The 23,802-nt window shown below is 70.1% G+C and carries 20 protein-coding genes and 1 pseudogene; 5 read left to right on the top strand and 16 right to left on the bottom strand.

Features of this window, described 5'->3' with window-relative positions:
* Window positions 1-100 precede the first annotated feature (100 nt).
* From BQ9890_RS03010 to BQ9890_RS02990, 5 genes and pseudogenes are all read left to right on the top strand, one after another.
* Entirely contained in the window at window positions 101-796 is a 696-nt protein-coding gene (locus BQ9890_RS03010; RefSeq protein WP_075889254.1) for a queuosine precursor transporter, read from the top strand.
* On the top strand, window positions 793-2,127 hold the full coding sequence (gene tgt, locus BQ9890_RS03005) for a tRNA guanosine(34) transglycosylase Tgt (protein WP_078062196.1): 1,335 nt from the start codon (window positions 793-795) through the stop codon (window positions 2,125-2,127). The genes BQ9890_RS03010 and tgt overlap by 4 nt, the downstream gene beginning before the upstream one ends.
* Window positions 2,128-2,152: 25 nt before the next feature.
* The gene (locus tag BQ9890_RS03000) at window positions 2,153-2,689 is read left to right on the top strand and encodes a hypothetical protein (protein ID WP_075889252.1); all 537 of its coding nucleotides are present in this window, start codon (window positions 2,153-2,155) and stop codon (window positions 2,687-2,689) included.
* Window positions 2,690-2,728: 39 nt separating this feature from the next.
* Window positions 2,729-3,625, top strand: coding sequence for a KPN_02809 family neutral zinc metallopeptidase (ypfJ, locus tag BQ9890_RS02995; protein ID WP_075889250.1), 897 nt, complete (start codon window positions 2,729-2,731; stop codon window positions 3,623-3,625).
* A 77-nt stretch (window positions 3,626-3,702) separates the two neighbouring features.
* Window positions 3,703-5,382 (top strand): annotated as a pseudogene (locus BQ9890_RS02990) (AMP-binding protein); the annotation flags it as partial.
* A gap of 644 nt (window positions 5,383-6,026) precedes the next feature.
* Here the strand turns inward: BQ9890_RS02990 and BQ9890_RS02985 are convergent.
* The 16 genes from BQ9890_RS02985 to BQ9890_RS15155 all read right to left on the bottom strand — a co-directional run bounded on the left by BQ9890_RS02985 (window position 6,027) and on the right by BQ9890_RS15155 (window position 23,621).
* Window positions 6,027-6,434 carry a metal-sulfur cluster assembly factor gene (locus BQ9890_RS02985; RefSeq protein WP_075889248.1) on the bottom strand — a complete coding sequence of 136 codons (408 nt, stop codon included), beginning with the start codon at window positions 6,432-6,434 and terminating at the stop codon, window positions 6,027-6,029.
* Window positions 6,431-6,901, bottom strand: a complete 471-nt coding sequence (gene sufU / locus BQ9890_RS02980) for a Fe-S cluster assembly sulfur transfer protein SufU (protein WP_075889246.1) — start codon at window positions 6,899-6,901, stop codon at window positions 6,431-6,433. The genes BQ9890_RS02985 and sufU overlap by 4 nt, the downstream gene beginning before the upstream one ends.
* Window positions 6,901-8,196, bottom strand: a complete 1,296-nt coding sequence (locus BQ9890_RS02975; protein ID WP_075892623.1) for a SufS family cysteine desulfurase — start codon at window positions 8,194-8,196, stop codon at window positions 6,901-6,903. Before BQ9890_RS02975 ends, sufU begins: the two co-directional genes overlap by 1 nt.
* 8 nt (window positions 8,197-8,204) lie before the next feature.
* Entirely contained in the window at window positions 8,205-8,957 is a 753-nt protein-coding gene (gene sufC / locus BQ9890_RS02970) for a Fe-S cluster assembly ATPase SufC (RefSeq protein ID WP_075889244.1), read from the bottom strand.
* A gap of 71 nt (window positions 8,958-9,028) precedes the next feature.
* The gene (sufD, locus tag BQ9890_RS02965) at window positions 9,029-10,225 is read right to left on the bottom strand and encodes a Fe-S cluster assembly protein SufD (protein WP_075889242.1); all 1,197 of its coding nucleotides are present in this window, start codon (window positions 10,223-10,225) and stop codon (window positions 9,029-9,031) included.
* Between the two features lies 1 nt (window position 10,226).
* Window positions 10,227-11,675 (bottom strand): Fe-S cluster assembly protein SufB, encoded by a 1,449-nt coding sequence (sufB, locus tag BQ9890_RS02960; protein ID WP_075889239.1) that lies wholly within the window; start codon window positions 11,673-11,675, stop codon window positions 10,227-10,229.
* Between the two features lie 40 nt (window positions 11,676-11,715).
* Window positions 11,716-12,411 carry a helix-turn-helix transcriptional regulator gene (locus tag BQ9890_RS02955; protein ID WP_075892621.1) on the bottom strand — a complete coding sequence of 232 codons (696 nt, stop codon included), beginning with the start codon at window positions 12,409-12,411 and terminating at the stop codon, window positions 11,716-11,718.
* Window positions 12,412-12,546: 135 nt separating this feature from the next.
* Window positions 12,547-13,188, bottom strand: coding sequence for an NUDIX domain-containing protein (locus tag BQ9890_RS02950; protein WP_075889237.1), 642 nt, complete (start codon window positions 13,186-13,188; stop codon window positions 12,547-12,549).
* The gene (locus BQ9890_RS02945; RefSeq protein ID WP_075889235.1) at window positions 13,188-14,951 is read right to left on the bottom strand and encodes a CTP synthase; all 1,764 of its coding nucleotides are present in this window, start codon (window positions 14,949-14,951) and stop codon (window positions 13,188-13,190) included. The genes BQ9890_RS02950 and BQ9890_RS02945 overlap by 1 nt, the downstream gene beginning before the upstream one ends.
* A gap of 96 nt (window positions 14,952-15,047) precedes the next feature.
* On the bottom strand, window positions 15,048-15,983 hold the full coding sequence (locus BQ9890_RS02940) for a copper transporter (protein ID WP_075889233.1): 936 nt from the start codon (window positions 15,981-15,983) through the stop codon (window positions 15,048-15,050).
* A gap of 9 nt (window positions 15,984-15,992) precedes the next feature.
* Window positions 15,993-17,186, bottom strand: a complete 1,194-nt coding sequence (steA, locus tag BQ9890_RS02935; protein ID WP_230297789.1) for a putative cytokinetic ring protein SteA — start codon at window positions 17,184-17,186, stop codon at window positions 15,993-15,995.
* Window positions 17,183-18,856 (bottom strand): DNA repair protein RecN, encoded by a 1,674-nt coding sequence (gene recN / locus BQ9890_RS02930; RefSeq protein WP_075889231.1) that lies wholly within the window; start codon window positions 18,854-18,856, stop codon window positions 17,183-17,185. The genes steA and recN overlap by 4 nt, the downstream gene beginning before the upstream one ends.
* Window positions 18,853-19,710 (bottom strand): NAD kinase, encoded by an 858-nt coding sequence (locus BQ9890_RS02925; RefSeq protein WP_075889229.1) that lies wholly within the window; start codon window positions 19,708-19,710, stop codon window positions 18,853-18,855. The genes recN and BQ9890_RS02925 overlap by 4 nt, the downstream gene beginning before the upstream one ends.
* A complete protein-coding gene (locus BQ9890_RS02920; protein ID WP_075889227.1) occupies window positions 19,707-20,546 on the bottom strand; it encodes a TlyA family RNA methyltransferase in 840 nt (279 codons plus the stop codon). Before BQ9890_RS02920 ends, BQ9890_RS02925 begins: the two co-directional genes overlap by 4 nt.
* 1 nt (window position 20,547) lies before the next feature.
* Entirely contained in the window at window positions 20,548-20,721 is a 174-nt protein-coding gene (locus tag BQ9890_RS15610; protein ID WP_154671898.1) for a hypothetical protein, read from the bottom strand.
* On the bottom strand, window positions 20,718-23,621 hold the full coding sequence (locus BQ9890_RS15155; protein ID WP_075889225.1) for an HAD-IIA family hydrolase: 2,904 nt from the start codon (window positions 23,619-23,621) through the stop codon (window positions 20,718-20,720). Before BQ9890_RS15155 ends, BQ9890_RS15610 begins: the two co-directional genes overlap by 4 nt.
* Window positions 23,622-23,802: the final 181 nt, after the last annotated feature.

Below are 23,802 nucleotides of genomic sequence, written 5' to 3'. Positions count from 1 at the left end.
CCCCACGCCCTGTCCCGCCCGGGTTCCACCAGCCAGGAGCAGTGCGCGCCCCCGACGGTGCACAATGGGAGGCACCCCGGACCCATCCCCAGGAGGAAACGTGCCCGAACACGACGTCACCCGCCCGTTGCGGGCCTTCGACGTCATCGCCGTGCTCTTCGTCGCGTTCCTGCTCATCTCGAACATCGCTGCGACGAAGCTCATCGCCCTGGACTTCGGTGTGCTCCCCACGCCCCTGATCTTCGACGGGGGCGCGGTCCTGTTCCCCCTCACCTACGTCCTCGGTGATGTGCTCTCGGAGGTCTACGGCTTCCGCAGGGCGCGTCGCGTCATCGTCCTGGGCTTCGCGGTCTCGATCCTGGCGTCCCTGATCTTCTGGCTCGTCCAGATCGCTCCTCCCGGTCCCGGCTACGGGAACCAGGCGGCGTTCGAGGCCGTGCTGGGATTCGTCCCCCGCATCGTGGCGGCCTCCCTGGCGGGCTACCTCGTGGGGCAACTGCTCAACTCCTGGGTGTTGGTGTGGATCAAGCGGACCTGGGGTGAGGAACGTCTCTGGGTGCGACTGATCGGCTCCACCCTGGTCGGCGAGGCGGTGGACACCCTCGTCTTCTGCACGATCGCCTTCTACGGGGTGATCACCGGGGCCGACTTCCTCAACTACGTCCTCGTCGGCTACGTGTACAAGGTCTCCGTCGAGGTCCTCATGCTGCCCGTCACCTACCCGGTGATCGGGTGGGTCAAACGGATCGAGGGCCAGCACCACGACGGGGTCCGCGAGTCCGAGGGCGTCGCATGAGTACCGACGCCACGTGGCTGGCGGGAGCCGCGTCGCCCTCGTCCCCTGCCGCGCTGCCCGCGCACGAGGGCGGACCCGCCCTTCCCGGACCGGGTCCCGAAGCTGCCGGCTTCGCCGTCGATACCCGCCTGGACCACGGTGCCGGGCTGGGACGCACCGGCACCATCCACACCCCCCACGGTGACATCCGCACCCCCGCCTTCATCCCGGTGGGCACCAAGGCCGACGTCAAGGGCCTGGTCCCGGAGATGCTGCGCGACCTGGGGGCACAGGCCGTCCTCGCCAATGCCTACCACCTCTACCTCCAGCCGGGTGCTGACCTGGTCGACGAGGCCGGGGGTCTCGGGCGCTTCATGAACTGGCCCGGCCCCACCTACACCGACTCCGGCGGCTTCCAGGTCCTCTCCCTGGGGGCCGGTTTCAAGAAGGTGCTCTCCGAGGAGTTCTCCGGGTCGGGGGACACCACGGACCCGCAGCTGCGCATGCAGGCCGTCAAGGCCTCGCGCGCCGTCGTCGACGAGGACGGTGTCGACTTCCACAGCCACATCGACGGCACGGTGCACCGCTTCACTCCCGAGGTGTCGATGGGCATCCAACACCAGCTGGGCTCCGACATCATGTTCGCCTTCGACGAGCTCACCTCCCTGCTGCACCCCCGCGACTACCAGGAGGAGTCCCTGGCGCGGACCCACGCCTGGGCGGCACGCTGCCTGGCCGAGCACCGCCGCCTCACCGAGGCACGTGCCTCCCGTCCCGGCCAGCAGCTCTGGGGCGTGGTCCAGGGCGCCCAGTACGAGGACCTGCGCCGCGAGGCGGCACGTACCCTGGCCGACATGGAGGTCGGGGGACAGCGCTTCGACGGCTTCGGGGTGGGAGGTGCCCTGGAGAAGGAGAACCTCGGGCGCATCGTCTCCTGGGTCTGCGAGGAGCTCCCCGAGGACCGCCCCCGTCACCTCCTGGGGATCTCGGAGCCCGACGACTTCTTCGCGGCCGTGGAGGCAGGGGCTGACACCTTCGACTGCGTGACGCCCTCCCGGGTCGCCCGCAACGCCGCGATCTACGGCCCCGACGGCCGCTTCAACATCACCAACGCGCGGTTCAGGCGCGACCTGACGCCCTTGGTGGAGGGATGTGGCTGCTACACCTGCACCCACTACTCCCGCGCCTACGTGCGCCACCTCTTCAAGGCCAAGGAGATCCTCGCCGCCACCCTGGCCACCATCCACAACGAGTGGTTCACCGTGCACCTGGTGGACGGCATCCGCGCCTCCATCGAGCAGGGAACCTACCCGTCCTTCAAGGCTGACGTCCTCGGACGCTTCTATGCCTGACACCATCCGAGGAGCATCGACACCCATGCCGGACACGCACTCCCATTCCACGCCCGGACCGATCGACGCGGCCCGGCAGCCCCGCGCGCCCCTGGGTCCCGGCCAGTCACTGCCCGAGCACGCCCCACGCGAACGCGTCACCTACGACCCGGGCACCGACGCCACCTTCATCAACGTCACCGCCCAGTTCCCCGTCGAGGAGCTGCCGGTCTCCACCGTCGACTGGACGGAGTACCACGCCGAGCTCCTCGGGCTGCTCGTCCACCTGGTGGGCGGCCGCATCGGCGTCGTCGAGGTGATCGGGTGCCACCAGCTGCTCGGAGACGACTTCTGCCGCCGTGCCGTGACGGGCGCCGGGGCCGACCTCGTCCGCGTCCTCGAGGAGGGCCCGGTGACCCGACTCGCCTTCGCCACCGATCCCCGCGCGACGGTCTCCCCCGTCGCGGAGGTGGCACAGGGAGGGTCGGCGCGACCCGACCACCTGGACTCCCCAGAGGTCAGCGCGGACCTGGAGTACCACCCCAACGGGACCCTGCGCACACTCTTCCTCACCGTGCACTGACACCCGCGCAGGTCGTGCCCCCTCGGATACGCTCGGACCATGAGCTTCAACGAGGGTGTGCAGTCCGATCCGGGCCGGGTCCGTTCGAGGGGCGGGCGTCGCGCTGCGGGAGTGGGTGGCGGCTCCGTGGTGGCGCTGCTCGCGGTCTTCCTCATCGCGCAGTTCACCGGCGTCGACGTCTCGGGCCTGCTCGGTGACCAGGACTCCTCCGCGGACGGGACGACGACAGGGGGTGTCGACCTCTCCCACTGCCGCACGGGGGCGGACGCGAACGCCCACACCGAGTGCCGGATGGTGACCACCGCCGACTCCCTGGACGTCGTCTGGACGGCGGAACTGGCGGCCCAGGACTCCGGGGTCACCTACGAGCCCCCGGACTTCGTCGTCTTCCAGGACTCCGTGTCCACCGGGTGCGGGTCGGCGACCTCCGCGACCGGTCCCTTCTACTGCCCCGCTGACTCCACGGTCTACCTCGACCTCGGGTTCTTCCAGCAGATGGAGTCCGCCTTCGGGGCCTCCGACGCCCCGCTGGCCCAGGAGTACGTGGTCGCGCACGAGTGGGGACACCACATCCAGAACCTCATGGGGACCTTCTCCGCGCACGACTCCCAGGAGCAGGGTGACCAGGGCGCGGGCGTGCGCATGGAACTGCAGGCCGACTGCTACGCCGGCATCTGGATGAACCGGGCGTCGAGCACCGCGGACCCCGACTCCGGGGAGGTGTTCCTGCAGAGACCGGACCAGGACGAGATCGCCCAGGCCCTGCAGACGGCGGCTGCCATCGGTGACGACCGCATCCAGGAGCGCTACCAGGGCCGGTCGGACTCCGACACGTGGACTCACGGCTCCGCCGAGCAGCGCCAGCACTGGCTGACGACCGGCCTGGAGTCCGGCTCGATCACCCAGTGCGACACCTTCTCCGCCGACCGCGTCTGAGCGCGACCACCCCTCTACCTACGCTTGCGTAGGTGTAGGCTGGAAGGACCGGCCCGGAACCCGAGAGAGCGAGCAGCATGTCCACCAGCATCGTCGAGCAGGCCCACGCCCAGTACGCCCTCGGAGTGCCCTTCGAGGTCCCCGTGGCCGACACCCCGCTCTTCGAGTTGCTCGCCACCTCCGCCCGCCTCCACCCCGAGCGCATCGCCCTGGACTACCTGGGGGCGACCACCACCTACGCGGAGGTCCTCTACCAGGCCGAGCGCGGCGCGCAGGTGCTCCTCGACGCCGGTGTGCGCCGCGGCGACACTGTGGCCATCGCCCTGCCCAACTGCCCCCAGGCCTTCGTCGCCTTCTACGCCTGCCAGCGCATCGGGGCGGTGGCCTCCGAGCACAACCCCCTGGCCCCGGCCACCGAGATCGCCCGGCAGCTCGCCCGCAACCGTGCCCGGGTCGCGGTGGTGTGGGAGAAGAGTGCCGGGGCCTATCCCACGGACGGGTCCACCGAGCTGCGTCGGGTCCTCACCGTGGACATCTCCGCGGGTCTGCCCCGCACCCAGCGCCTGCTGCTGTCCCTGCCCATTGCCCCCGCCCGTGAGAAGCGACGCGAGATGCGCGCCACCGCCCCCGAGGGGACGCGCTCGTGGGACCGTTCGGTGGCCCGCGCGACCCGCGTCGCGGACACCGTCCCCCTGCCTGGGGTTGGGGACACCGCCGTGATCCTGCACACCGGCGGCACCAACGGCGTGCCGAAGTCGGTGCCCCTGACCCACCGCAACATCGCCACCAATGTCGACCAGTGCCTCTTCTGGGTGTGGATGCTGCACGAGGCGGGTGAGACGTTCTACAGTCTCCTCCCCTACTTCCACGCCTTCGGCCTGACCTTCTTCCTGTGCGCCGCCACCAAGCTCGCGGCCACGCAGGTGCTGCTCCCCAAGTTCGATGCCGGGATGGCCCTGGAGGCCCACCGACGTCGCCCCGTCACCTTCTTCGTCGGCGTCCCGCCCATGTTCGAGCGCATCCTGGACCGGGCGCTGGAGGAGGACACCGACCTCACGTCCATCCGCTACGGCGTGGCGGGTGCCATGCCCCTGTCGGGTGAGCTCGCCCGTCGTTGGGAGCAGGCGACCGGGGGCATCATCGTGGAGGGCTACGGACTCTCCGAGACCTCCCCGGTCATCTCGGGGGCGCCCCTGTCCCCCGCCCGGCGCCACGGCGTCCTCGGTCTTCCCTTCCCCTCGACCCAGCTGCGCCTGGTCGACCTGGAGGACCCCAGCCACGATGTCGAGGACGGCCAGCCCGGGGAGATCATCGTCAAGGGGCCCCAGGTGTTCTCCGGTTACCTCGGGATGCCCGAGGAGACGGAGCGCGTCTTCACCGAGGACGGGTGGTTCCGGACCGGGGACATCGGGGTCAACCACGAGGGCTACATCACCATGGCGGACCGGAAGAAGGAACTGATCCTCTCCGGCGGCTTCAACGTCTACCCCAGCCAGGTCGAGGACGCCATCCGCTCGATGCCGGGCGTGCGCGACGTCGCCGTGGTCGGTCTGCCCTCCGGGGAGGACCGGGAGGAGGTGACGGCAGCGCTCATCCTCGACGAGGGCGTCACCGGGATCACCCTGGAGGACGTCCGGGCCTGGGCGGAGAAGTCGCTGGCCCACTACGCGCTCCCCCGCCGCCTGGCGATCATCCCCGAGATCCCGCGCAACCAGCTCGGCAAGGTCATGCGACGCGCGGTGAAGGCACAGCTGCTCGACCCCGCCTCACGACTGTGGGACCAGACCTCCCACGCCGTCGGCGGCGCGATCGCACCGGTGATCGACCGCGTCGGCCCCCTCGCCCAGACCATCGGACAGGGAGTCGGCGAGGCGGTCGCGAGTGCCTCCGGGGCCGTCGTGAGTGCCTCCGGGGCGGTCGGGGAGGCCGTGGCCTCCGCATCGGAGGCCGTGCGGGACCGGGTGTCAGGTCCGTCCTCGTCGACGTCCCCTCACGAGGGCGCGACCGGCGCGCAGGACGCCTCCGGACACGAGGCCGCTGCCGGACACGTGGAGCCGGCGGCCATCGAGGACCCCACCGCACAGGACGCGGGGACGGAGGAGCCTGCCCGTCCGGACGGGTCGGCCACGGACGAGTCCTGACGGGCGCCGTCCGGCACCGTCGGGCTGTGGATGTTCCCAGCAGGGACACACAGCCACGCCGGCGGGGAGGTCCCCCGCTCTCCCACGCGGGGCGTCCCGGCACAGGCGCTGCACGCCAGAGCGGACTTCGAGCCCCGAACAGAGCGGACCTCAGTGCCCGAACTGAGCGGACCTCATGGCCGAAACTGAGCGGACCTCAGTGCCCGAACAGAGCGGACTTCGAGCCCCGAACAGAGCGGACTTCGGCGTGGGGCGAGGGGTCAGACGTTGAAGCCGATGGCACGCAGCTGCTCGCGGCCGTCGGGGGTGATGCGGTCCGGACCCCAGGCGGGCATCCACACCCAGTTCACCGTCACGGAGTTCGCGAGACCCTCCAGGACCATGTCCGTCTGGCGCTCGATGACGTCGGTGAGCGGGCAGGCCGCTGAGGTCAGCGTCATGTCCAACTGGACGTTGTCCTCGGCGTCGATGGTGATGCCGTAGAGCAGCCCGAGGTCCACGATGTTGATCCCCAGCTCGGGATCGATGACGTCCTTGAGTGCCTCGGCCACGTCCGCACCGGCCAGGGACCCGTTCTCGACGAGGTCGGGCCCGTCGGAGGGCTCAGGTGGTGCGGCGGGCGCGAAACGCTGCTCCACGGGTTCCGACTGTGCCATGGGGTTGCTCATCGGGTGCCTCCTGCGATGTCGGTTCCGAGCTTGGCCAGCGCGTCACGCAGGGCGTACCACCCCAGGAGTGCGCACTTGATGCGGTTGGGGAACTGCGAGGTGCCCTCCAGTGCGGCGGCGTCCCCGAGCAGGTCCAGGGTCTCCTCGGGCACCCCGTGCCCGCGAGAGTGCATCATCTGCTCCATCGCCGCGTACTGCTGGGCGACCTCCGAGGTCGGCTGCCCCTGGACGAGGTCGGTGAGCATCGACAGTGACGCCTGGGAGATGGAGCAGCCGTCCCCGTCCCAGACGAGGGAGGAGATCCGGCCCTCCCCGTCCAGGCAGACCCCCAGGGTGACCTCGTCACCGCAGGTGGGGTTGACCTGGTGGGAGGTCGCGCCGACGCCCTCGACCAGCACTCCCGCACCGTGGCGTTCGCGCGAGTGGTCGAGGATCACCTGCTGGTAGAGCTGCTCGAGGCTGGACATCAATTCCCTCCGAAGTAGGAACGCACGTGCGAGAGCGCGTCGACCAACCGGTCGACCTCCTCCAGCGTAGTCGTCGGCGCGGCGGAGGCGCGTGCCGAGGCACGCACACCGAAGAACGTGTGCAGTGGGATGGCGCAGTGGTGGCCGACGCGCACGGCCACGTCCTCCGCGTCCAGCACCTGGCCGACGTCGTGGGGGTGGACGCCCTCGACCGCGAAGGCGACGACGCCGATGCGCTCGACGGCCTCGGAGGGCCCCAGCACCCGCACCCCGGGTACGGAGGAGATCCCCTCGAGCATGGCGTGCGTGATGACGTCCTCATGGGCGGCGAGGCGGTCCATCCCGAGCTCGGAGAGGTAGTCGAGGGCCACCGACCACCCGGCGATCTGGGCAATGGGCTGGGAGCCCGCCTCGAAGCGCTCCGGTGGCGGCATGTACTCCGCGCCCTCCATGGAGACCGTGGCGATCATGGACCCACCGGTGAGCACCGGGGGCATCGCCTCCAACAGCTCCCGCCTGCCCCACAGCGCCCCCACGCCCGTCGGGCCGAGCATCTTGTGGGAGGAGAACACGGCGAAGTCCACACCGAGTCGGCCCACGTCGATGGGGAGGTGGGCACTGGACTGGCAGGTGTCGAGCAGGACCAGGGCACCCACGTTGCGCGCCGCCGCGACGATCGGCCCGACCGGTGAGATCGCGCCGGTCACGTTGGACACGTGGGTGAAGGCCACCACCTTCGTGTTCGGCGTGATCACCGACAGGGTGTCGAGGTCGATCCGCCCGTCAGGGGTCAGGTCCAGCCAGGCCAGCTCCGCGCCCGTGCGGGCGCACAGCTCCTGCCAGGGCACCAGGTTCGCGTGGTGCTCCGCGCGGGTGACGACGATGCGGTCACCCGCACCGATGCGCAGGCGCTCCGCACCGGCCCCCCCGCGTCCCGCGGAGGCGTTGCCGATGGCGTAGGCCACCAGGTTGATCCCCTCGGTCGCGTTCTTCGTCCACACGATCTCGTCGGGAGCCGCGCCGACGAAGGAGGCCAGGCGTGCACGGGCGTCCTCGTACACGGCGGTGGCCTCGTCCCCGAGCAGGTGGGTGCCCCTGTGGACCGCGGCGTTGTGCCGTTGGTAGAACTCGAGCTCCGCGGCGATGACGACCTCGGGCTTCTGCGAGGTGGCGGAGGAGTCGAGGTAGGCGATGGGCCCACCTCCACGTCCGGTGCGTCCCAGGATCGGGAAGTCCCGTCTGATGGCGTCCAGCTCCGCAGCGGTGAAGTCCCCTGCCGACCCGTGTGCCGTCATCGCCGTGCTCACAGCCCGAGGTACTTGTCGTAGCCCTCTTCCTCGAGCTGGTCAGCCAGCTCGGGACCGCCCTGCGCGGCGACGTGGCCGTCGACGAAGACGTGGACGTGGCTGGGGTGGATGTAGCGCAGGATGCGCGTGTAGTGGGTGATGAGCATGACGCCGCAGTCCGTCTGGTCGTGGACACGGTTCACGCCCTCCGACACGATGCGCAGTGCGTCGACGTCGAGGCCGGAGTCCGTCTCGTCCAGGATCGCGAAGGAGGGCTTGAGCAGCTCCATCTGCAGGATCTCCAGGCGCTTCTTCTCACCACCGGAGAAACCGACGTTGACGTCACGCTCGGCGAACTCGGGATCCATGCGGAGGTTCTCCATGGAGGAACGCACGTCCTTGACCCAGGAACGGATCTGGGGGGCGTGACCGTCCACGGCCGTCTTGGCGGTGCGCAGGAAGTTCGACACCGACACCCCGGCCACCTCCACCGGGTACTGCATGGCGAGGAACAGGCCGGCCTTCGCCCGCTCGTCGACCGTCATGTCCAGGACGTTGCGACCGTCGAGGAGGGCCTCGCCGCCGGTCACCTCGTAGGCGGGGTGCCCGGCCAGGGCGTAGGCCATGGTGGACTTGCCCGAGCCGTTGGGGCCCATGATGGCGTGGATCTCTCCGGAGTTGATCGTCAGGTTGACGCCCTTGAGGATCTCCTTCGGCCCGTCGGAGGTCTCGACACTGACGTGCAGGTCCTTGATGTTCAGGGTGGACATTGTGCTCTTTCTCTCCACACCGGCGTAGAGCCGGACTGGTCGTTCAGGGATGGCGCGCGGGGCGCCGGGGTTCAGCGGACTGCTGCGGCCTCGTGGTCACGGCGGGACTGCGCGGCGAGCTCGGTCTCGATGGCCTCCATGAGGTGCGACTCGACCTCGGGGACACCGATCTGCTCGATGAGCTCAGCGAAGAAGCCGCGCACGACGAGTCGACGCGCATCCGCCTCGGAGATCCCGCGGCTCATGAGGTAGAAGAGCTGCTCGTCGTCGAAACGACCGGTGGCCGAGGCGTGCCCGGCGCCCTTGATCTCCCCGTTCTCGATCTCCAGGTTGGGGACGGAGTCGGCCTTGGCACCCTCGCTGAGGACCAGGTTCCTGTTCAGCTCATAGGTGTCGGTGTTGTCGGCGTCCTGCCCGATCAGGCAGTCCCCGATCCACACCGAGTGGGCGTTCTTCCCCTCGAGCGCACCCTTGTAGGTCACGCGTGAGTAGCAGTCGGGCTTCGAGTGGTCGACGAAGACACGGTGCTCCAGGTGCTGCCCGGCGTCGACGAAGTAGAGGCCCAGCATGGTCAGCTGTCCGCCGGGTGCCCGGAAGTCGGTGTCGGCCGAGAGACGCACGAGGTCACCACCCAGGGAGACGACGATGTGGCGCAGCACGGCGTCGCGACCCAGCGACATGCGCTGGTTGGAGGCGTGGAGCGCGTCGTCGTCCCATTCCTGCAGGGAGACCACGGTGAGGTGGGCGCCGTCCCCGGCGGAGATCTCGACCGTCTGGTTGAGGGCTCCACCGCCGCGGTGACTGAGGATCACGGTGGCCTCGGAGAGCTCCCCCGCAGTGATCAGCAGGTGCTGGGCGCGCACGCCCTCCACCTCGTCGACGGTGAGGAAGACGGGGCGCTCCAGGACTGCCCGGTCGGGGACGGAGACGACCGTGGAGGTCCGGAAGCGGTCCCACGCCACGACCGCCGTGCGGTCCCCGGGCTCGAGGACCGTGCCGAGCCGGACGTCGTCACGCCCCACCTGCTCGACGGTGACGCCCTCGGGGGCGTCCACACGCACGGGTGCGTCGCCCTCGTCGTAGTCGGCGGGGTCGAAGAGACGCTCGATGCGACGGATGGGCGTGAAGCGCCAGTCCTCCTCGCGCCCACGGGGGACGGGGATGTCCTCGGGGTCGAAGGAGGTGGGTCGGTCCGCGCGGGAGGAGTGCGAGGTCGTCTCGACCGCACCGTGGGAATGGGGGCTTGCCATGGATTCGGCGATGCTCATGTCAGCCGACAGATCCTTCCATCTGGAGTTCGATGAGGCGGTTGAGCTCGAGGGCGTACTCCATGGGGAGTTCCTTCGCGATCGGCTCGACGAAACCGCGCACGATGGTCGCCATGGCCTCGTTCTCGTCGAGACCACGGCTCATCAGGTAGAACAACTGGTCCTCGGACACCTTGGAGACGGTGGCCTCGTGCCCCATCTCGACGTCGTCGGTGCGCACGTCGACATAGGGATAGGTGTCCGTGCGCGACATCCGGTCCACGAGCAGTGCGTCGCAGAGCACGTTGGACTTGGAGTGGCGGGCACGGGTGTTCACCTGGACCAGGCCTCGGTAGGAGGTGCGCCCACCACCGCGCGACACGGACTTCGAGACGATCGAGGACGAGGTGTGCGGAGCCATGTGCACCATCTTGGCGCCCGTGTCCTGGTGCTGGCCGGGGCCGGCGAAACCGATGGACAGGGTCTCCCCGCGGGCGTGGTCACCCATGAGGTAGCAGGCGGGGTACTTCATGGTGATGGCGGAGCCCATGTTGCCGTCGATCCACTCCATGGTGCCCCCCTCCTCCACGATGGAGCGCTGGGTCACCAGGTTGAGGACGTTGGTCGACCAGTTCTGGATCGTCGTGTAGCGCACGCGGGCGTCCTTGCGCACGAAGATCTCCACGACCGCCGCGTGCAGCGAGTTCGTGTCGTAGATCGGGGCGGTGCAGCCCTCGACGTAGTGGACGTAGGAACCCTCGTCGGCGACGATCAGCGTGCGCTCGAACTGGCCCATGGCCTCGGTGTTGATCCGGAAGTACGCCTGCAGGGGGATCTCGACGTGGACGCCCTTGGGGACGTAGACGAAGGAGCCACCCGACCAGGCCGCGGTGTTCAGCGCGGCGAACTTGTTGTCCCCGGCGGGCACGGACTTGCCGAAGTACTCCTCGAAGATCTCCGGGTACTCCTTGAGGCCGGTGTCGGTGTCGAGGAAGACGACACCCTGGCGCTCCAGGTCCTCCTGGATCTGCTGGTAGACGACCTCGGACTCGTACTGCGCGGCCACGCCGGCCACGAGGCGGTTCTTCTCGGCCTCCGGGATCCCCAGGCGGTCGTAGGTCTCACGGATGTCGGAGGGCAGGTCCTGCCAGTCCTTGACCTGGTGGTCGGTGGGGCTGACGTAGTACTTGAAGGCGTCGAAGTCGATGCCGGAGAGATCAGGACCCCAGGTCGGCATGGGCTTGCGCTCGAAGATCTCGAGCGCCTTCAGGCGACGGGCCAGCATCCACTCCGGCTCGTGCTTGCGCGCGGAGATCTGGCGGACGACGTCCTCGTTGATCCCCGTGGGGATGTCCCGCGAGTAGTCGTCGTTGTCGTGCCACCCGAACTCGTAGGCGCCGATCGACTCGATGATCTCGTCATCGGCTCGTCGACGGTCCTCCGTGGTGGGCACCGGCGGTGACTGGGTCATGGTTTCCTTTCCTCCGAACTCGGGCGCTCGGCGCGGGACACTACTTGCGCAGCGCGGCCCGCGCAGCCGGACGGATGACGGGCGCGCCCACAGGGATGTGGGTCGTGCACACGTGCTCCCCACCCGCGAGGGTGGCGAGCCTCTGGACGTGGACTCCGAGGAGTCTGGAGAAGGCCTGGGTCTCCGCATCGCACAACTGGGGGAAGTCCTCCGCGACCTGCTGCACGGGACAGTGTCCCTGGCACAGCTGGATCGCGATCTTCCCTCCCCCGATGTCGCGCACCGTGGCGGAGTACCCGTCCTGGGTGAGGGCATCTGCCAGGGCCTGGGCGCGGACCCGCAGGTCCGTCCCCGCCTCGCGCACGACAGGAGCATAGCGGCGTTCGATCTCACGGGAGCGCGCGGCCGCGAAGGACTCCACGGCTGCGCCTCCACCGACCTGACCGAGGTAGCCCAGCGCCTTGATGGCGAGTTCGGAGTACCCCTCCGGCAGCAGCTGGTGGGCTCCCTGCCCCGCGACGTAGTGGCGGGCGGGACGCCCGCGACCGCGTTTGCCGATCAGTCCCGGCTCGTGCTCGATGATCTCCCCGGACTCCTCCAGGGAGGTGATGTGGCGACGCACTGCCGCAGTCGTCAACCCGAGCTGCCGGGCGATGACGCTGGCAGTCACCGGCCCCTTCTCCACGATGAGGTCGAGCACCTGGGTACGGGTGCCGACATCGACGTTCTCCCCCATGGCACCCCCTCCGGTCTCGTCCGACTCGTTGTCAGCCAACAGTCTACGACCTTTTGGCAACAGCGGGCTTTCCGAAATGCAGAGGTGTCCCACCTCGCACTCCCGCAGGTGTGGGGATATCGCCGGACAGCTGGCTCAGCGCAGCCAGGGGGCGTCGAGGGGACGCAGGGGTTCCCAGTCCCGGGCACGCGCCGCGGCGGTCGCCAGGATCCCCGCGACCGCGGAGGGGTTGTGGAGGCGCCCCGCCAGGACTGCCTCCACCGCGCGGTCCAGGTCGACCCAGGTCTCCAACATGTCCGCCTCCTCCGCCTCGCGTGGGAAGGGTGTGGGGACGGCGTGCACGTCCCGGGCGAGGTAGATCCTGATCGACTCCGACGAACCCCCGGGGGAGGTGAAGTAGTCGACGAGGACGTCCCAACGCTCCGCCTCCAGGTCCGTCTCCTCGCGCAGCTCCCGCTGGGCGGCCACCAGGTGGTCCTCACCCGCGATGTCGAGCAGACCCGCCGGGATCTCCCACAGTTCCGCACCGACGGGGTGACGGTACTGGCGCTCCAGCAGCACCTCCTCGGCCCCCGGCTCCCCCCGCAGGGCCACGATGCCGACCGCTCCGGGGTGGGCGAGGTACTGGCGGACGACGGCGGGCTGTCCGTCGACCACCCGGACGACGTCCTCGTCGAGGCCGAAGACCCGTCCCTGCCAGATGTGCTCGTGGGAGAGGACCTCGCGTGGGGACCTGCGGTCCACGATCTCGGACGGGTCCACCTGCCTGCGTGTCATCATTCTGCGTCTGCCTCCGTGAAGCGGACCTCGGGTCCCTCCTCCTCCGCACCCTCGCCACGCAGGGCGAGACCCGCGGCGAGACGCTCGGCCTGGATGGCCAGGGCCGCCCCGACCAGACCCGCGAAGAGTGGGTGGGGCCGGGTGGGACGCGACTTGAACTCCGGGTGGGCCTGCGTGGCCACGTAGTAGGGGTGCAGGGAGCGGTCCAGCTCGACGAACTCGACGAGGCTCCCGTCGGGCGAGGTCCCACTCACGTGCATCCCGACGTCTTCCAGGGCGCCGGCATAGGCCTGGTTCACCTCGAAGCGGTGGCGGTGGCGCTCCGAGACCTCGGTGGTGCCGTAGGCCTCGGCCACGACTGATCCTTCGGTCAGGACCGCGGGGTAGGCGCCCAGACGCATGGTGCCGCCCAGGTCGCCCTTGCCGGCGATGATCTGGCGCTGGGAGTCCATCGTGGCGACGACCGGGTCTGAGGTGGTCGGGTTGAACTCGGTCGAGGAGGCGTCCGGGAGGCCGACCAGGTCCCGGGCGGCCTCGATGACCATGCACTGCAGGCCCAGGCAGATGCCCAGGGTGGGCACGCGGTTCTCCCGCGCCCAGCGCAGCGCACCGACCTTCCCCTCGATGCCACGCACCCCGAAGCCCCCGGGGACCAGGATGGCGTCAACCCCGCCCAGTGCCCGGCCCGCACCGTCCTGGGTCTCGCAGGTGTCGGCGGGCACCCACCGGATCTTCACCCGGGCGCGGTGGGCGAAGCCCCCGGCCTTGAGCGCCTCGGAGACGGAGAGGTAGGCATCGTGCAGGTCGATGTACTTGCCGACCAGCGCGACCTCGACCTCGCTGCGTGGCTCGCGCACGCGCTCCAGCAGTCCGTCCCAACGGGTCCAGTCGACGTCGTGGAAGGGGACGGAGAGTCGGCGCACCAGGAAGGCGTCCAGGCCCTCGGCGTGGAGCACACGGGGGATCTCGTAGATGGAGCTCGCGTCACGGCAGACGACGACGGCCTCCCGGTCGACGTCGCACATGAGGGCGACCTTCTTCTTGACCGGCTCGGGCACCTCGTGCTCACTGCGCAGCACCAGCGCATCGGGCTGGATGCCGATGGAACGCAGCGAGGCCACCGAGTGCTGCGTGGGCTTGGTCTTGAGCTCGCCCGCGGCAGCGAGGTAGGGCAGCAGGGAGACGTGCACGAAGCAGCAGTTCTCCCGTCCGATCTGCTGGCGGACCTGACGTGCCGCCTCCAGGAAGGGCGTGGACTCGATGTCGCCGACCGTACCGCCGATCTCGGTGATGATGACGTCGGGCGGGGTCGACCCGTCGGTGGGGTCCGCCTGGGCACGCATGCGCCGCATGATCTCGTTGGTGATGTGGGGAATCACCTGGACGGTGTCACCCAGGTACTCCCCGCGGCGCTCCTTGGCGAGGACGGTGGAGTAGACCTGCCCGGTGGTCGCATTGGCGGCCCCCGACAGGAAGACGTCGAGGAAACGCTCGTAGTGGCCGATGTCCAGGTCCGTCTCGGTGCCGTCCTCCGTGACGAAGACCTCACCGTGCTGGAAGGGGTTCATGGTGCCCGGGTCCACGTTGATGTAGGGATCGAGCTTCTGCATGACGACCTTCAGGCCGCGGGCCCTCAGGAGCATTCCGAGTGAGGAGGCGGTCAGTCCCTTGCCGAGGGAGGACACGACACCACCGGTGACGAAGATGTGCTTGGGGATCGACTGTTCCGCACCCGTGGTGCGCGAATCAAAGTTCACCATGGAACTTCACCCTATCAGCCCGGGACCCCGCCCCCGCCCCGCGTCCGGGCGCTGCACGCACGCGGGGCGCGCGCCCCACCGGAGCGGGGCGACCGGTCATTCGTCGCTGTCGGGGAAGGGGGGAAGCACGTCCTCGGCTCCTTCACCCACGCCGAAGGAGCGCTGCCCGGACCCCGCGTCGCGCAGCGCCAGGACCGCGGAGAGGCTGCCCATCCGGGTCCCGACGGGATCCACGGTGGTCACGGACACCCCCTGGGTGCGCACCTGGGAGAGCATCGAGTCAGGTCGGGAGGCGTCGCCGAGGACCACTCCCCCTGCGGGCGCGCTGGCCACTGCACGTGCCAGTCCGGCCCATGCGGAGACGGAAGGGTTCGCGGCACCGCTCTGGGTGGTGTCCCCGTCGGTGCTGGTCCCCGCGTCCCGCGGACCGACCACGACGATGGCCTGAGCCTTGCCCTGGGGATCCTGGTCGACGCTGAGGATCGGCGTGGTGGCGTCGGTGAGCATGTCGGAGAGCAGGTCCTGTTCCGAGCCCGTGGACGTCAGGACGTCGACGAGGGCGTAGCCGATGACGGCATCCGAGGTGGCATCCGTCGGCGGTGGTGAACTCAGGTGGGAGGCGATCGGTGTGGCCAGCGTGTCCCGGTACTGGGACATGTCCTGGGACTGCCAGTTCTCGGTCAGGGACACGGCGCCGACCAGGTCGGCGCCCGCGGCTGCGAGGTCCTCCCCCACGGACTTGACGTCGGCGGTGTCAGCGCCGGGAAGCGCCACGGTCACGGTCGCCACACCCTCCAGGGTGGAGGGGAGCACCCGGTCAGCCACCGCCTGGACCATGTCGTCCTGTGCAGCGAGATCACGCTTGGCGCTCGCGAGCTGCTCCGACTGGTCCTGGGTCCCTCCCCCGGAGTCGGAGGACGAGAACGCGTCACCCAGACGTGCCTGGAGTGGGCCGGCACCCAGGACGACACCGATGGCCAGGGCGGCGAAGACCGCGATCAATGACACCAGGTGGTAACGGAAGTTGACCATGGGTACCTCTCAGCCTGCGTTCCCGCCCGACGAGGAGCGGATCCAATTGACGAAGTCGGTGAACAGGGTGGTGACCGGAGTGAGCAGGTCGTGACCCCAGGGCGTGGACCAGAGGGCAGCCCCCAGTGCCGCGAGCAGCACGAGCGCCAACAGCACCAGCAAGCCGGTGCGCACGCGGGGACGATGGATGGCGGCCACCGCGTCGGCGGAGACCAGGCGGTCCTCCGCGCGCAGCCGGGTGAGGAACCCGGCGGCCATTCCTGCGCGGCCCCGGTCCAGGAAGTCGTCCAGCCCCCCGTGGGACCCGACGGTGACGATCACCGAGGCACCGGCGAGATGGGCGAGGAGGACTGCGGCGTCCTCCGAACTGCCGGAGGTCATGAAGGAGACATGGGCCAGACCCTTGCGGTCGAGACGGTCGCGCCCCCCCGCCGTGCCGTCATGGGCCTCGTGGAGGACGAGCTCCGCGCCTCCCGTGAGGGCCGCCTCCGAGACGGTGTCCAGGTCACCGACGACCAGGTCGGGCCTGGTGCGGTTCTCCGTGGCCACGTCCGCCCCGGCATCGACACCGATGACCACGGGGTCGACGTCGCGCATCCAGGACCGCAGGGCACGCAGTTGGCGGGGGGTGTCGGGATCCGCCATCACCACCACGACGGGGCGCCCCGCGATCCGTGTGCGCAGGTCGGGAAGTCCTTCGCCCTCGACGAGCGTGCCGGAGTCCCGCTCCAGGTACTCCCCCACCGCCACGGCGAACGCCTCGACCTGGGCGGAGACGCCCGTGCGGGCCTCCTCCACTGCACGGTGGTCGTCCTCGGCAGTACGACGTCGGCCCGTGGCGACCAACTCGCCCTTCCGGAACACCGTGCCACCGGACACCTCCACGGTGTCGCCCTCCCGCAGGGCCATGACATCCGCACCGAGATCGTCCACCAGGATGATCCCGGCGTCGAGCAGGACGCCGGGTCCCAGGTTGGGATAGCGCCCGGTGGTCGAGGGAGCGGCGTTCAGGACGGCTGAGGGGCGCGCGGCCACCAGCTGCTGGGCCGTCACGCGGTCCAGGTCGGGCTGGTCGATGACTGCGACCTCGCCGGCCTCCAACCGCGTGGCGAGCTTCCTCGCGCGTTCGTCGACGCGCACGCGGGCGCTGACGTCCGGTTCCGGTGGGGGTGGAGCCTGGGTGGGTCGGTCGGAGGAGGTCACGATTCCGATTGTTGCACGCCCGCACCGTCGAGGAGCTCGAGGGCGTGGCGGCGCGCCGCTTCGGAACCGGGGTCACCGCCCATCATGCGCGCGAGTTCGAGGACCCGGGACGCGTCCCGGACGGGACGCACCGTGGTGGTGGCCCCCTCCTTGTCCACCACCAGGTGGACATCCGCGAAGGCGGCCACCTGCGGCAGGTGGGTGACGACGACCACCTGGTGGGAGCGTGCCAGACGAGCCAGCCTCGACCCGACCTCGGTCGCGGTCCTCCCACCGATGCCCGCGTCGACCTCGTCGAAGACGAAGGTGCGCGAGTCCGCCCGGGCCCCGGTGACGACCTCCAGCGCGAGCATGACGCGGGAGAGCTCCCCGCCCGAGGCTCCCTGGCCGAGTGGCCGTTCAGGAGCATCGGGATGCGGACGCAGCAGGAACTCGACGTCCTCACGCCCGTGGGGTCCGGGTTTGTGCGCAGCGAGGCGGATCCCCAGGTGTGCGCCCCTCATGGCCAGGCCGCGCAGTTCGACGTCGACGGCACGGGAGAGCTCGCGGGCGAGTGCATCCCGGGAGGCCGTGAGCTGCGCACCTGCGGCGAGCACCCGTTCCTGGGCCTCGTGGAGCTGCTGTTCCAGGGCCTCGGGGTCCGCAGCCGGTGCCGTCAGTTCCTGGAGCCGGTCCCGGGCAGCAGCCTGCCAGGCGAGCAGCCCCGTGGCGTCGACCGCACGTCCGACCAGGAGCTCCTTGAGCGCGGCACGGCGTTCGTGCGCAGCGGCCAGACGTTCCGGATCCGTGGCGAGCCCGCCCTCGTAGGCCCCCAGGTCGTCACAGAGGGAGTCCAGCTCCAGCAGGCAGCTGCCGAGACGGGCCGCTGGTCCCCCGAGGTCCTGGTCGAAGCTGCTCCCGTCACGCAGGGCGTCCTGGGCGCCACGCACGAGATCGAGGGCACCGGGGGCGTCCTCCGCACCGAGCAGTGCTGAGCGGGCGCGTCCCACCGCGAGGCGCAGGTCCTCCACATTGGTCAGGCGTTCCGTCTCGGCGCGCAGTTCGTCGTCCTCGCCCTCGTGGACGTCGAGGGCAGCGATCGCCTGCGTGGCCTCCTCCAGGGAACGGATCTCCGCCTCGCGGACCTGTGCGGACTCCCTGGCGACGTCCCGCCGCCGCCTGGCCTCCACGGCGGCGTCCCAGGCACTCGAGTAGGAGTCCACGAGGGCGGTGTGGTCGGGCCCCCCGAAGGCGTCGAGGACCTCACGCTGGGCGGAGGAACGGCGCAGGCGCATCTGGTCGGACTGTCCGTGGATCGTGACGAGCTCCTCGCCCAGCTCCGCCAGGGTGGAGACCGGGACGGGCCTGCCGCCGAGACGGGCCCGGGACCGCCCGCGCTGGGCCACGGTGCGCGAGACGATGAGCTCCCCGTCCTCGACTTCGATGCCGAGTTCCTCCGCAGTGGAGGCCGCCGCACCTCCGACCTCGAACACGCCGTCGACCTCGGCGCGCTCGGCGCCCGTGCGCACCACGGCAGGGTCCGCCCGGCCACCGAGGAGGAGTTGGAGAGAGGTGAGCACCATGGTCTTGCCGGCGCCGGTCTCCCCGGTGAGGACGGTGAGGCCGTGGCCGAACTCCAGGTCCGCCGCCGCGATCACCCCCAGCGAGCGGATGCGCAGCGTCTCGATCATTCCGGGGACCCCGCGGTGCCGGCGGAGCGGCTGCGCCATCCACGTACGGGGAGGTCGAACTTGCGGACGAGGCGTGTCGCGAAGGGTGTGTCGTCGAGACGCGCGAGCCTGAGCGGGTGACGTCCCACCCGGGCGACGACGGAGGTGCCGTTCGGTGCGGTGGTCCGACGCAGGCCGTCGCACCAGACCTCGGGCGCCGTCCAGAGGTTGTCCAGGACCACGACCTCCAGCACCGAGGAGGGGCCCACCACCAGTGGGCGGGTGAAGAGTCCGTGGGCTGCCAGTGGCGCCATGACGATGGCCTCGGTGTCGGGCCAGACCACAGGTCCACCGGCGGAGAAGGAGTAGGCCGTCGAGCCGGTGGGGGTGGCGAGGATGATCCCGTCGGCGCCGTAGGTCGAGACGTCCTGGCCGTCGACGACGAGTGCGAGGTGGACGGGGTGGGCGACGTTGGTGTGCATGATGACGGCCTCGTTGAGTGCCCAGTCGCTGACCTCGGTCCCGTCCGGGAAGCGCATGGTGACGTCCAGGGTCATGCGGCTCTCGACGTGGAAGTCGTGGCGGGCGATGCGCTCGACGACGGCGGGGATGCCGTCGGCGGAGACCTCGGCGAGGAAGCCCATGTGTCCCATGTTGACGCCGAGGAGGGGCACGTCATGGCGGCGCGCGTGCTCCGCGGCGGCGAGGATGGTGCCATCCCCGCCCAGGGCGAGCACCAGGTCGATGCGACCGGCGTCGGCCTCGTCGAGGACGACTTCCAGGCCACGTGCCTCGATCTCGCGTCGGGCGACCTCTGCAGCGGCGATCGCCGCGGGTCGGTTGACGTGACGCACGAGCATGATGCGTTCGCTCATGGTGTGGCCTTCCTGGTGTCCGGTGCCGGGCCCCTGCGCACCGCGTCGACGATCCTCCCGTGCAGGTCCCCGGGGGCGATGCGGTCCGGATGGCCCGCCCTCATCGCCAGGAAGTACTCTACGTTGCCTGCCGGTCCGGGCAGGGGGGAGGCCTCCACGGCATGGATGTCCAATCCGAGGTCGAGGGCGGTGCGCGCCACCGTCTCGACGGTCTCGACGTGCTGGGCGGGGTCGCGCACGACGCCTCCGTGGCCGAGACGATCACGCCCGATCTCGAACTGCGGCTTGACCATCAGCAGGAAGTCCGCCTCCGGGCGGGCCACGCGTACCAGGGGCGGCAGCACCAGTGACAGCGAGATGAAGGACAGGTCCCCGACGACCAGCTCGGGGGCGGGGGCGACGTCCTGTGGTTCCAGGGTGCGCACATTGGTGCGGTCGTGCACCTCGACGCGTGGATCGGAACGCAGGCTCCACGCGAGCTGCCCGTAGCCGACGTCAACGGCCACCACGGTGGCCGCACCTCGCCGCAGGAGCACGTCCGTGAAACCGCCCGTGGAGGCGCCGGCATCCAGACAGCGCCTTCCCCGGATGAGGGGTGCGGAGTCGCCCAGTGCGTCCAGTGCGCCGGCGAGCTTCCGCGCACCGCGGGAGACGTACTCGTCCTCGGGCTGCTCCTCCAGGACGATCGCCTGGGCGGGGTCCATCTGACGGGCAGGCTTCGTGACGACTTCCCCGTCCAGTCGGACCCGCCCGGCCTCGATGAGCTCCCTGGCCTGCGTGCGGGAACGGGTGAGGCCGCGACGGACAAGCTCGGAGTCGATGCGCCGCAGCCTCACCTCAACTCCTCGCGGTCTCGAGGGCGGAGCGCAGGTCGGCCTCGACTGCGGCGAGCGTGCGCACCTGGAGGTCGAGGGGCAGTTCCTCGAAACCCTCCAGTCGCGCATCCACGGCCTGGAGCTGGGACGCGAGGGCCGAGGAGTCCGGAACGGGAAGGGGAGCTCCAGGTGTCACCGTTCCTCCCCGTCCTCACCCGGCCCGGCCACTTCCTCGGATCCTGAGGCATCGGTAGTCGCTTCCCCGTCCGTGTCGGCGAGGAGAGCCTCCAACTCCTCCTCACCCGGCAGGAATGCGGGCGTGTCCTCGGCATCGGCGAGCTCCTCGGCATCCGCGCCGAGCGCCAGGTCCGCATCGGTGAACGCCGAGCCTCCCTCCGCCGCCCCGGTGTCCGGCACGTCAGTCGATTCCTCGACAGGTCCGGGGTCAGGAGCCTCGACGATCCCCGCGGGATCGTCATTGTCGACAACGGCGATCTCCGGGCAGGCGACCTGGGTTCCTTCGTCGGCTGCGTCCCACGCGGCGGCGGCCAGCGCCCGGTAGGAGTCCAGGGTGACGGTGGTGGGACCCGAGAGCTCGACATCGTCGAGGCTCAGCGTCCCGCTGCGCAGGACCCGGGCCACCTGGGAGACCCCGCAGGTCCAGGAGTTGTCCAGGTGGTGCTTCGGCCGCGGGTGCTCCTCGACGAGGCCACGCAGGTCGCGGGCGAGGAAGGCCGGGCGTTGACCGCGACGGGCGGTGATCACGTCCCGCGCCTGGTGGACGCCGGTGAGCACGTGCATGGCGGGCATGCCTGCGATGACCGCCCCGGCCACGTCCGTCTCGAGCCGGTCGCCGACGGCGACCGGGTTCGTCGCCCCCACGAGCGCCGCAGCACGGGTGTAGATACCCGGTTCCGGCTTGCCGGCGGCGATGGGACGACGGTCGGTCGCGTTCTGCACGGCGCGCACGAGGGAGCCGTTCCCGAGAGCGAACCCACGTTCCGTCGGCAGGGTCGCGTCCAGGTTCGTCGCGAAGAACATCGCTCCCGCGTGGATCGCGTACACGGCCTCGCTCAGCTGGGCCCAACCGACGCCGGGGTCGAACCCCTGGACCACGGCCGCCGGGGACTCCTCCGCGGAGTCGACGACGGTGTAGCCGCCCGCGGTGACCGCGTCGCGCAGCCCTTCGCCGCCCACCACCAGGACCGGGGCCCCGTCCTCGATGTTCTCCTTCATGTAGGCGACGACGTCCATCGCGGAGGTCATGATCATCCCCGGATCGACCTGGAACCCGAGCTCGTTGAGCTGCTCCGCCACACTGCGCGGCGAGCGGGAGGCATTGTTGGTCAGGAATGCGGTCCTCATCCCGGCCGCGCGCGCAGCGACGACCGAGTCAGCGGCATGCTCCACGGGGTCCGCCCCGTGGTAGGCGACACCGTCGAGGTCCATGAGGACCCCGTCGAAGGTCTGGTCCAGCGGCGCGTCCGTACCGCGCAGGGGTGTGGGCCTGCGGTCGACATCGGCGTCCGCGATCAGTTCGACATCGAGGATCTCGGGGTCCTCGACCTCCTCGGGCATGGACGCCACGACCTCGTCTGCCTCGTCGTCCCGACCCAGCTCGCGCAGGCGGTCGGCCTTCACGCTCATGAGGCGCCTGACGAGCTCCGGGTCCACGTCCTCCGGCAGCGCGGCCAGTGCGTCGTCGACGAGGACGAGGCCGACCTCGTTCTGCCCGAGGTCCGCGCGTGCGCCGGAGGAGACGAGGACCAACTCCACCTGGTCGGCCAGATCCATGCCCTTGGTGTCAGTGGCGTCGATGATCTCCACGGCCTTCTCCGGGCGACCGAGGCCGCGCTCCGAGTCCGCCTCAACGGCGCGCAGGGAGTCGTCCCCCCGCATCCGCCGCACAGCCCGGACCTCACGCAGCGCCTCCTCGTACCGTCCGGAGGCGTAGGCCGTCAGCGCGGCAGCCTCCCGCACCATGTCGACGCGACCTGCGCGGTTGGACGCAGCCTGGGCATGCTGGTAGGCACGCTCAGGGTCGAGATCGATGAGCTGGCCGGCCATGACGAGGTGACGTGCGACGATGTCCCTGTTCGGGCCGGAGAGGGTGTTGAGCGCACGCAGGACGTCCTTGTCGAGTTCATCCGCCGACACGCCGGCAGGAATCGTCGGCTCGTCCGCATTCGGGGACACGTACTCATCCGTGCTGGAGTACCGCTCCTGACGGTCGTCCCGGCGTGCCCCTCCCCGCTGGCCCCCGCGCTCGTCCCGCCGGGGTCCTCCCCGGCGGTCCTCACGGTTGCCGGAGGAACGCCGATCACCACGGTCGTCCCTGCGGTACCCGCCGCGACGGTCGTCGCGGTCCCCGTAGGAACGGCGCTCACCGCGGTTGTCGTCACGCTTGCCGTAGGAACCCCGCTCGCCGCCGCGACGGCCATCGCGATCCCCGTAGGAACGACGCTCACCACGGTTGTCGTCACGCTTGCCGTAGGAGCGGCGGTCGTCACGGTCCCCGTAGGAACGACGCTCACCACGGTCGTCCCTGCTGTACCCGCCCCGGCGGTCGTCACGGTCCCCGTAGGAACGACGCTCACCACGGTTGTCGTCACGCTTGCCGTAGGAGCGACGGTCGTCACGGTCCCCGTAGGAGCGCCGTTCACCACGGTCGTCCCTGCGGTACCCACCGCGCCGGTCGTCACGGTCGCCGTAGGAACGACGCTCACCACGATTGTCGTCACGGTCCCCATAGGAACCGCGCTCGCCACGGTCGTCCCTGCGGTAACCACCGCGCCGGTCATCCCGATCACCGTAGGAACGACGCTCACCACGGTCGTCCTTGCTGTACCCGCCCCGGCGGTCGTCACGGTCCGCGTGGGAGCGATGCCCACCGCGGGTGTCGTCGCGCTTGCCGTACGAGCCACGCTCACTCCCACGGCGGTCGTCGCGGCCACCGTGCGAACCTCGCTCGCCTCCACGATCACGCCCCTGGGAGCCGGAGTCACGTCCCCGCCAGGACCTGTCCCCCGACTCCCGCCACTGATGACCTGAACCCGAGTCCCCGTGCCCGCCCCGAGAATCCCTGTCATCTGCCATGGTGTGCTCCAATTCCCGCGCCTACCGCGCATCCACCCCACCGGAAAGGCCCGGTGGTACATCACGCTGCGCACCCTGCCTGGGACACACACGCTCTACCGATGTTGTCTTGTCCGGACCATGATAGCCCGGCGCCGTCGCCGCACCCGTGAGGTGTGGTGTGGGCTGCGTCCGTGTGTTC

Origin of the sequence: Actinomyces provencensis, from assembly GCF_900155435.1 — a bacterium.
Classification (GTDB): domain Bacteria; phylum Actinomycetota; class Actinomycetes; order Actinomycetales; family Actinomycetaceae; genus Pauljensenia; species Pauljensenia provencensis.
Note: the sequence above shows the minus strand (reverse complement) of the source record. Positions and strands in the feature narration are given on the sequence as shown.

What these genes read in the sequence shown, in the direction of transcription:
- BQ9890_RS02945 (WP_075889235.1), bottom strand. Translation starts at nt 14,951, where the DNA reads ATGGTGAACTTTGATTCGCGCACCACGGGTGCGGAACAGTCGATCCCC.
- BQ9890_RS15155 (WP_075889225.1), bottom strand. Translation starts at nt 23,621, where the DNA reads ATGGCAGATGACAGGGATTCTCGGGGCGGGCACGGGGACTCGGGTTCA.
- BQ9890_RS02925 (WP_075889229.1), bottom strand. Translation starts at nt 19,710, where the DNA reads ATGAGCGAACGCATCATGCTCGTGCGTCACGTCAACCGACCCGCGGCG.
- BQ9890_RS02985 (WP_075889248.1), bottom strand. Translation starts at nt 6,434, where the DNA reads ATGAGCAACCCCATGGCACAGTCGGAACCCGTGGAGCAGCGTTTCGCG.
- sufU (WP_075889246.1), bottom strand. Translation starts at nt 6,901, where the DNA reads ATGTCCAGCCTCGAGCAGCTCTACCAGCAGGTGATCCTCGACCACTCG.
- sufB (WP_075889239.1), bottom strand. Translation starts at nt 11,675, where the DNA reads ATGACCCAGTCACCGCCGGTGCCCACCACGGAGGACCGTCGACGAGCC.
- sufD (WP_075889242.1), bottom strand. Translation starts at nt 10,225, where the DNA reads ATGAGCATCGCCGAATCCATGGCAAGCCCCCATTCCCACGGTGCGGTC.
- sufC (WP_075889244.1), bottom strand. Translation starts at nt 8,957, where the DNA reads ATGTCCACCCTGAACATCAAGGACCTGCACGTCAGTGTCGAGACCTCC.
- tgt (WP_078062196.1), top strand. Translation starts at nt 793, where the DNA reads ATGAGTACCGACGCCACGTGGCTGGCGGGAGCCGCGTCGCCCTCGTCC.
- BQ9890_RS03000 (WP_075889252.1), top strand. Translation starts at nt 2,153, where the DNA reads ATGCCGGACACGCACTCCCATTCCACGCCCGGACCGATCGACGCGGCC.
- ypfJ (WP_075889250.1), top strand. Translation starts at nt 2,729, where the DNA reads ATGAGCTTCAACGAGGGTGTGCAGTCCGATCCGGGCCGGGTCCGTTCG.
- BQ9890_RS02940 (WP_075889233.1), bottom strand. Translation starts at nt 15,983, where the DNA reads ATGGTCAACTTCCGTTACCACCTGGTGTCATTGATCGCGGTCTTCGCC.
- recN (WP_075889231.1), bottom strand. Translation starts at nt 18,856, where the DNA reads ATGATCGAGACGCTGCGCATCCGCTCGCTGGGGGTGATCGCGGCGGCG.
- BQ9890_RS02955 (WP_075892621.1), bottom strand. Translation starts at nt 12,411, where the DNA reads ATGGGGGAGAACGTCGATGTCGGCACCCGTACCCAGGTGCTCGACCTC.
- BQ9890_RS02950 (WP_075889237.1), bottom strand. Translation starts at nt 13,188, where the DNA reads ATGACACGCAGGCAGGTGGACCCGTCCGAGATCGTGGACCGCAGGTCC.
- BQ9890_RS02975 (WP_075892623.1), bottom strand. Translation starts at nt 8,196, where the DNA reads ATGACGGCACACGGGTCGGCAGGGGACTTCACCGCTGCGGAGCTGGAC.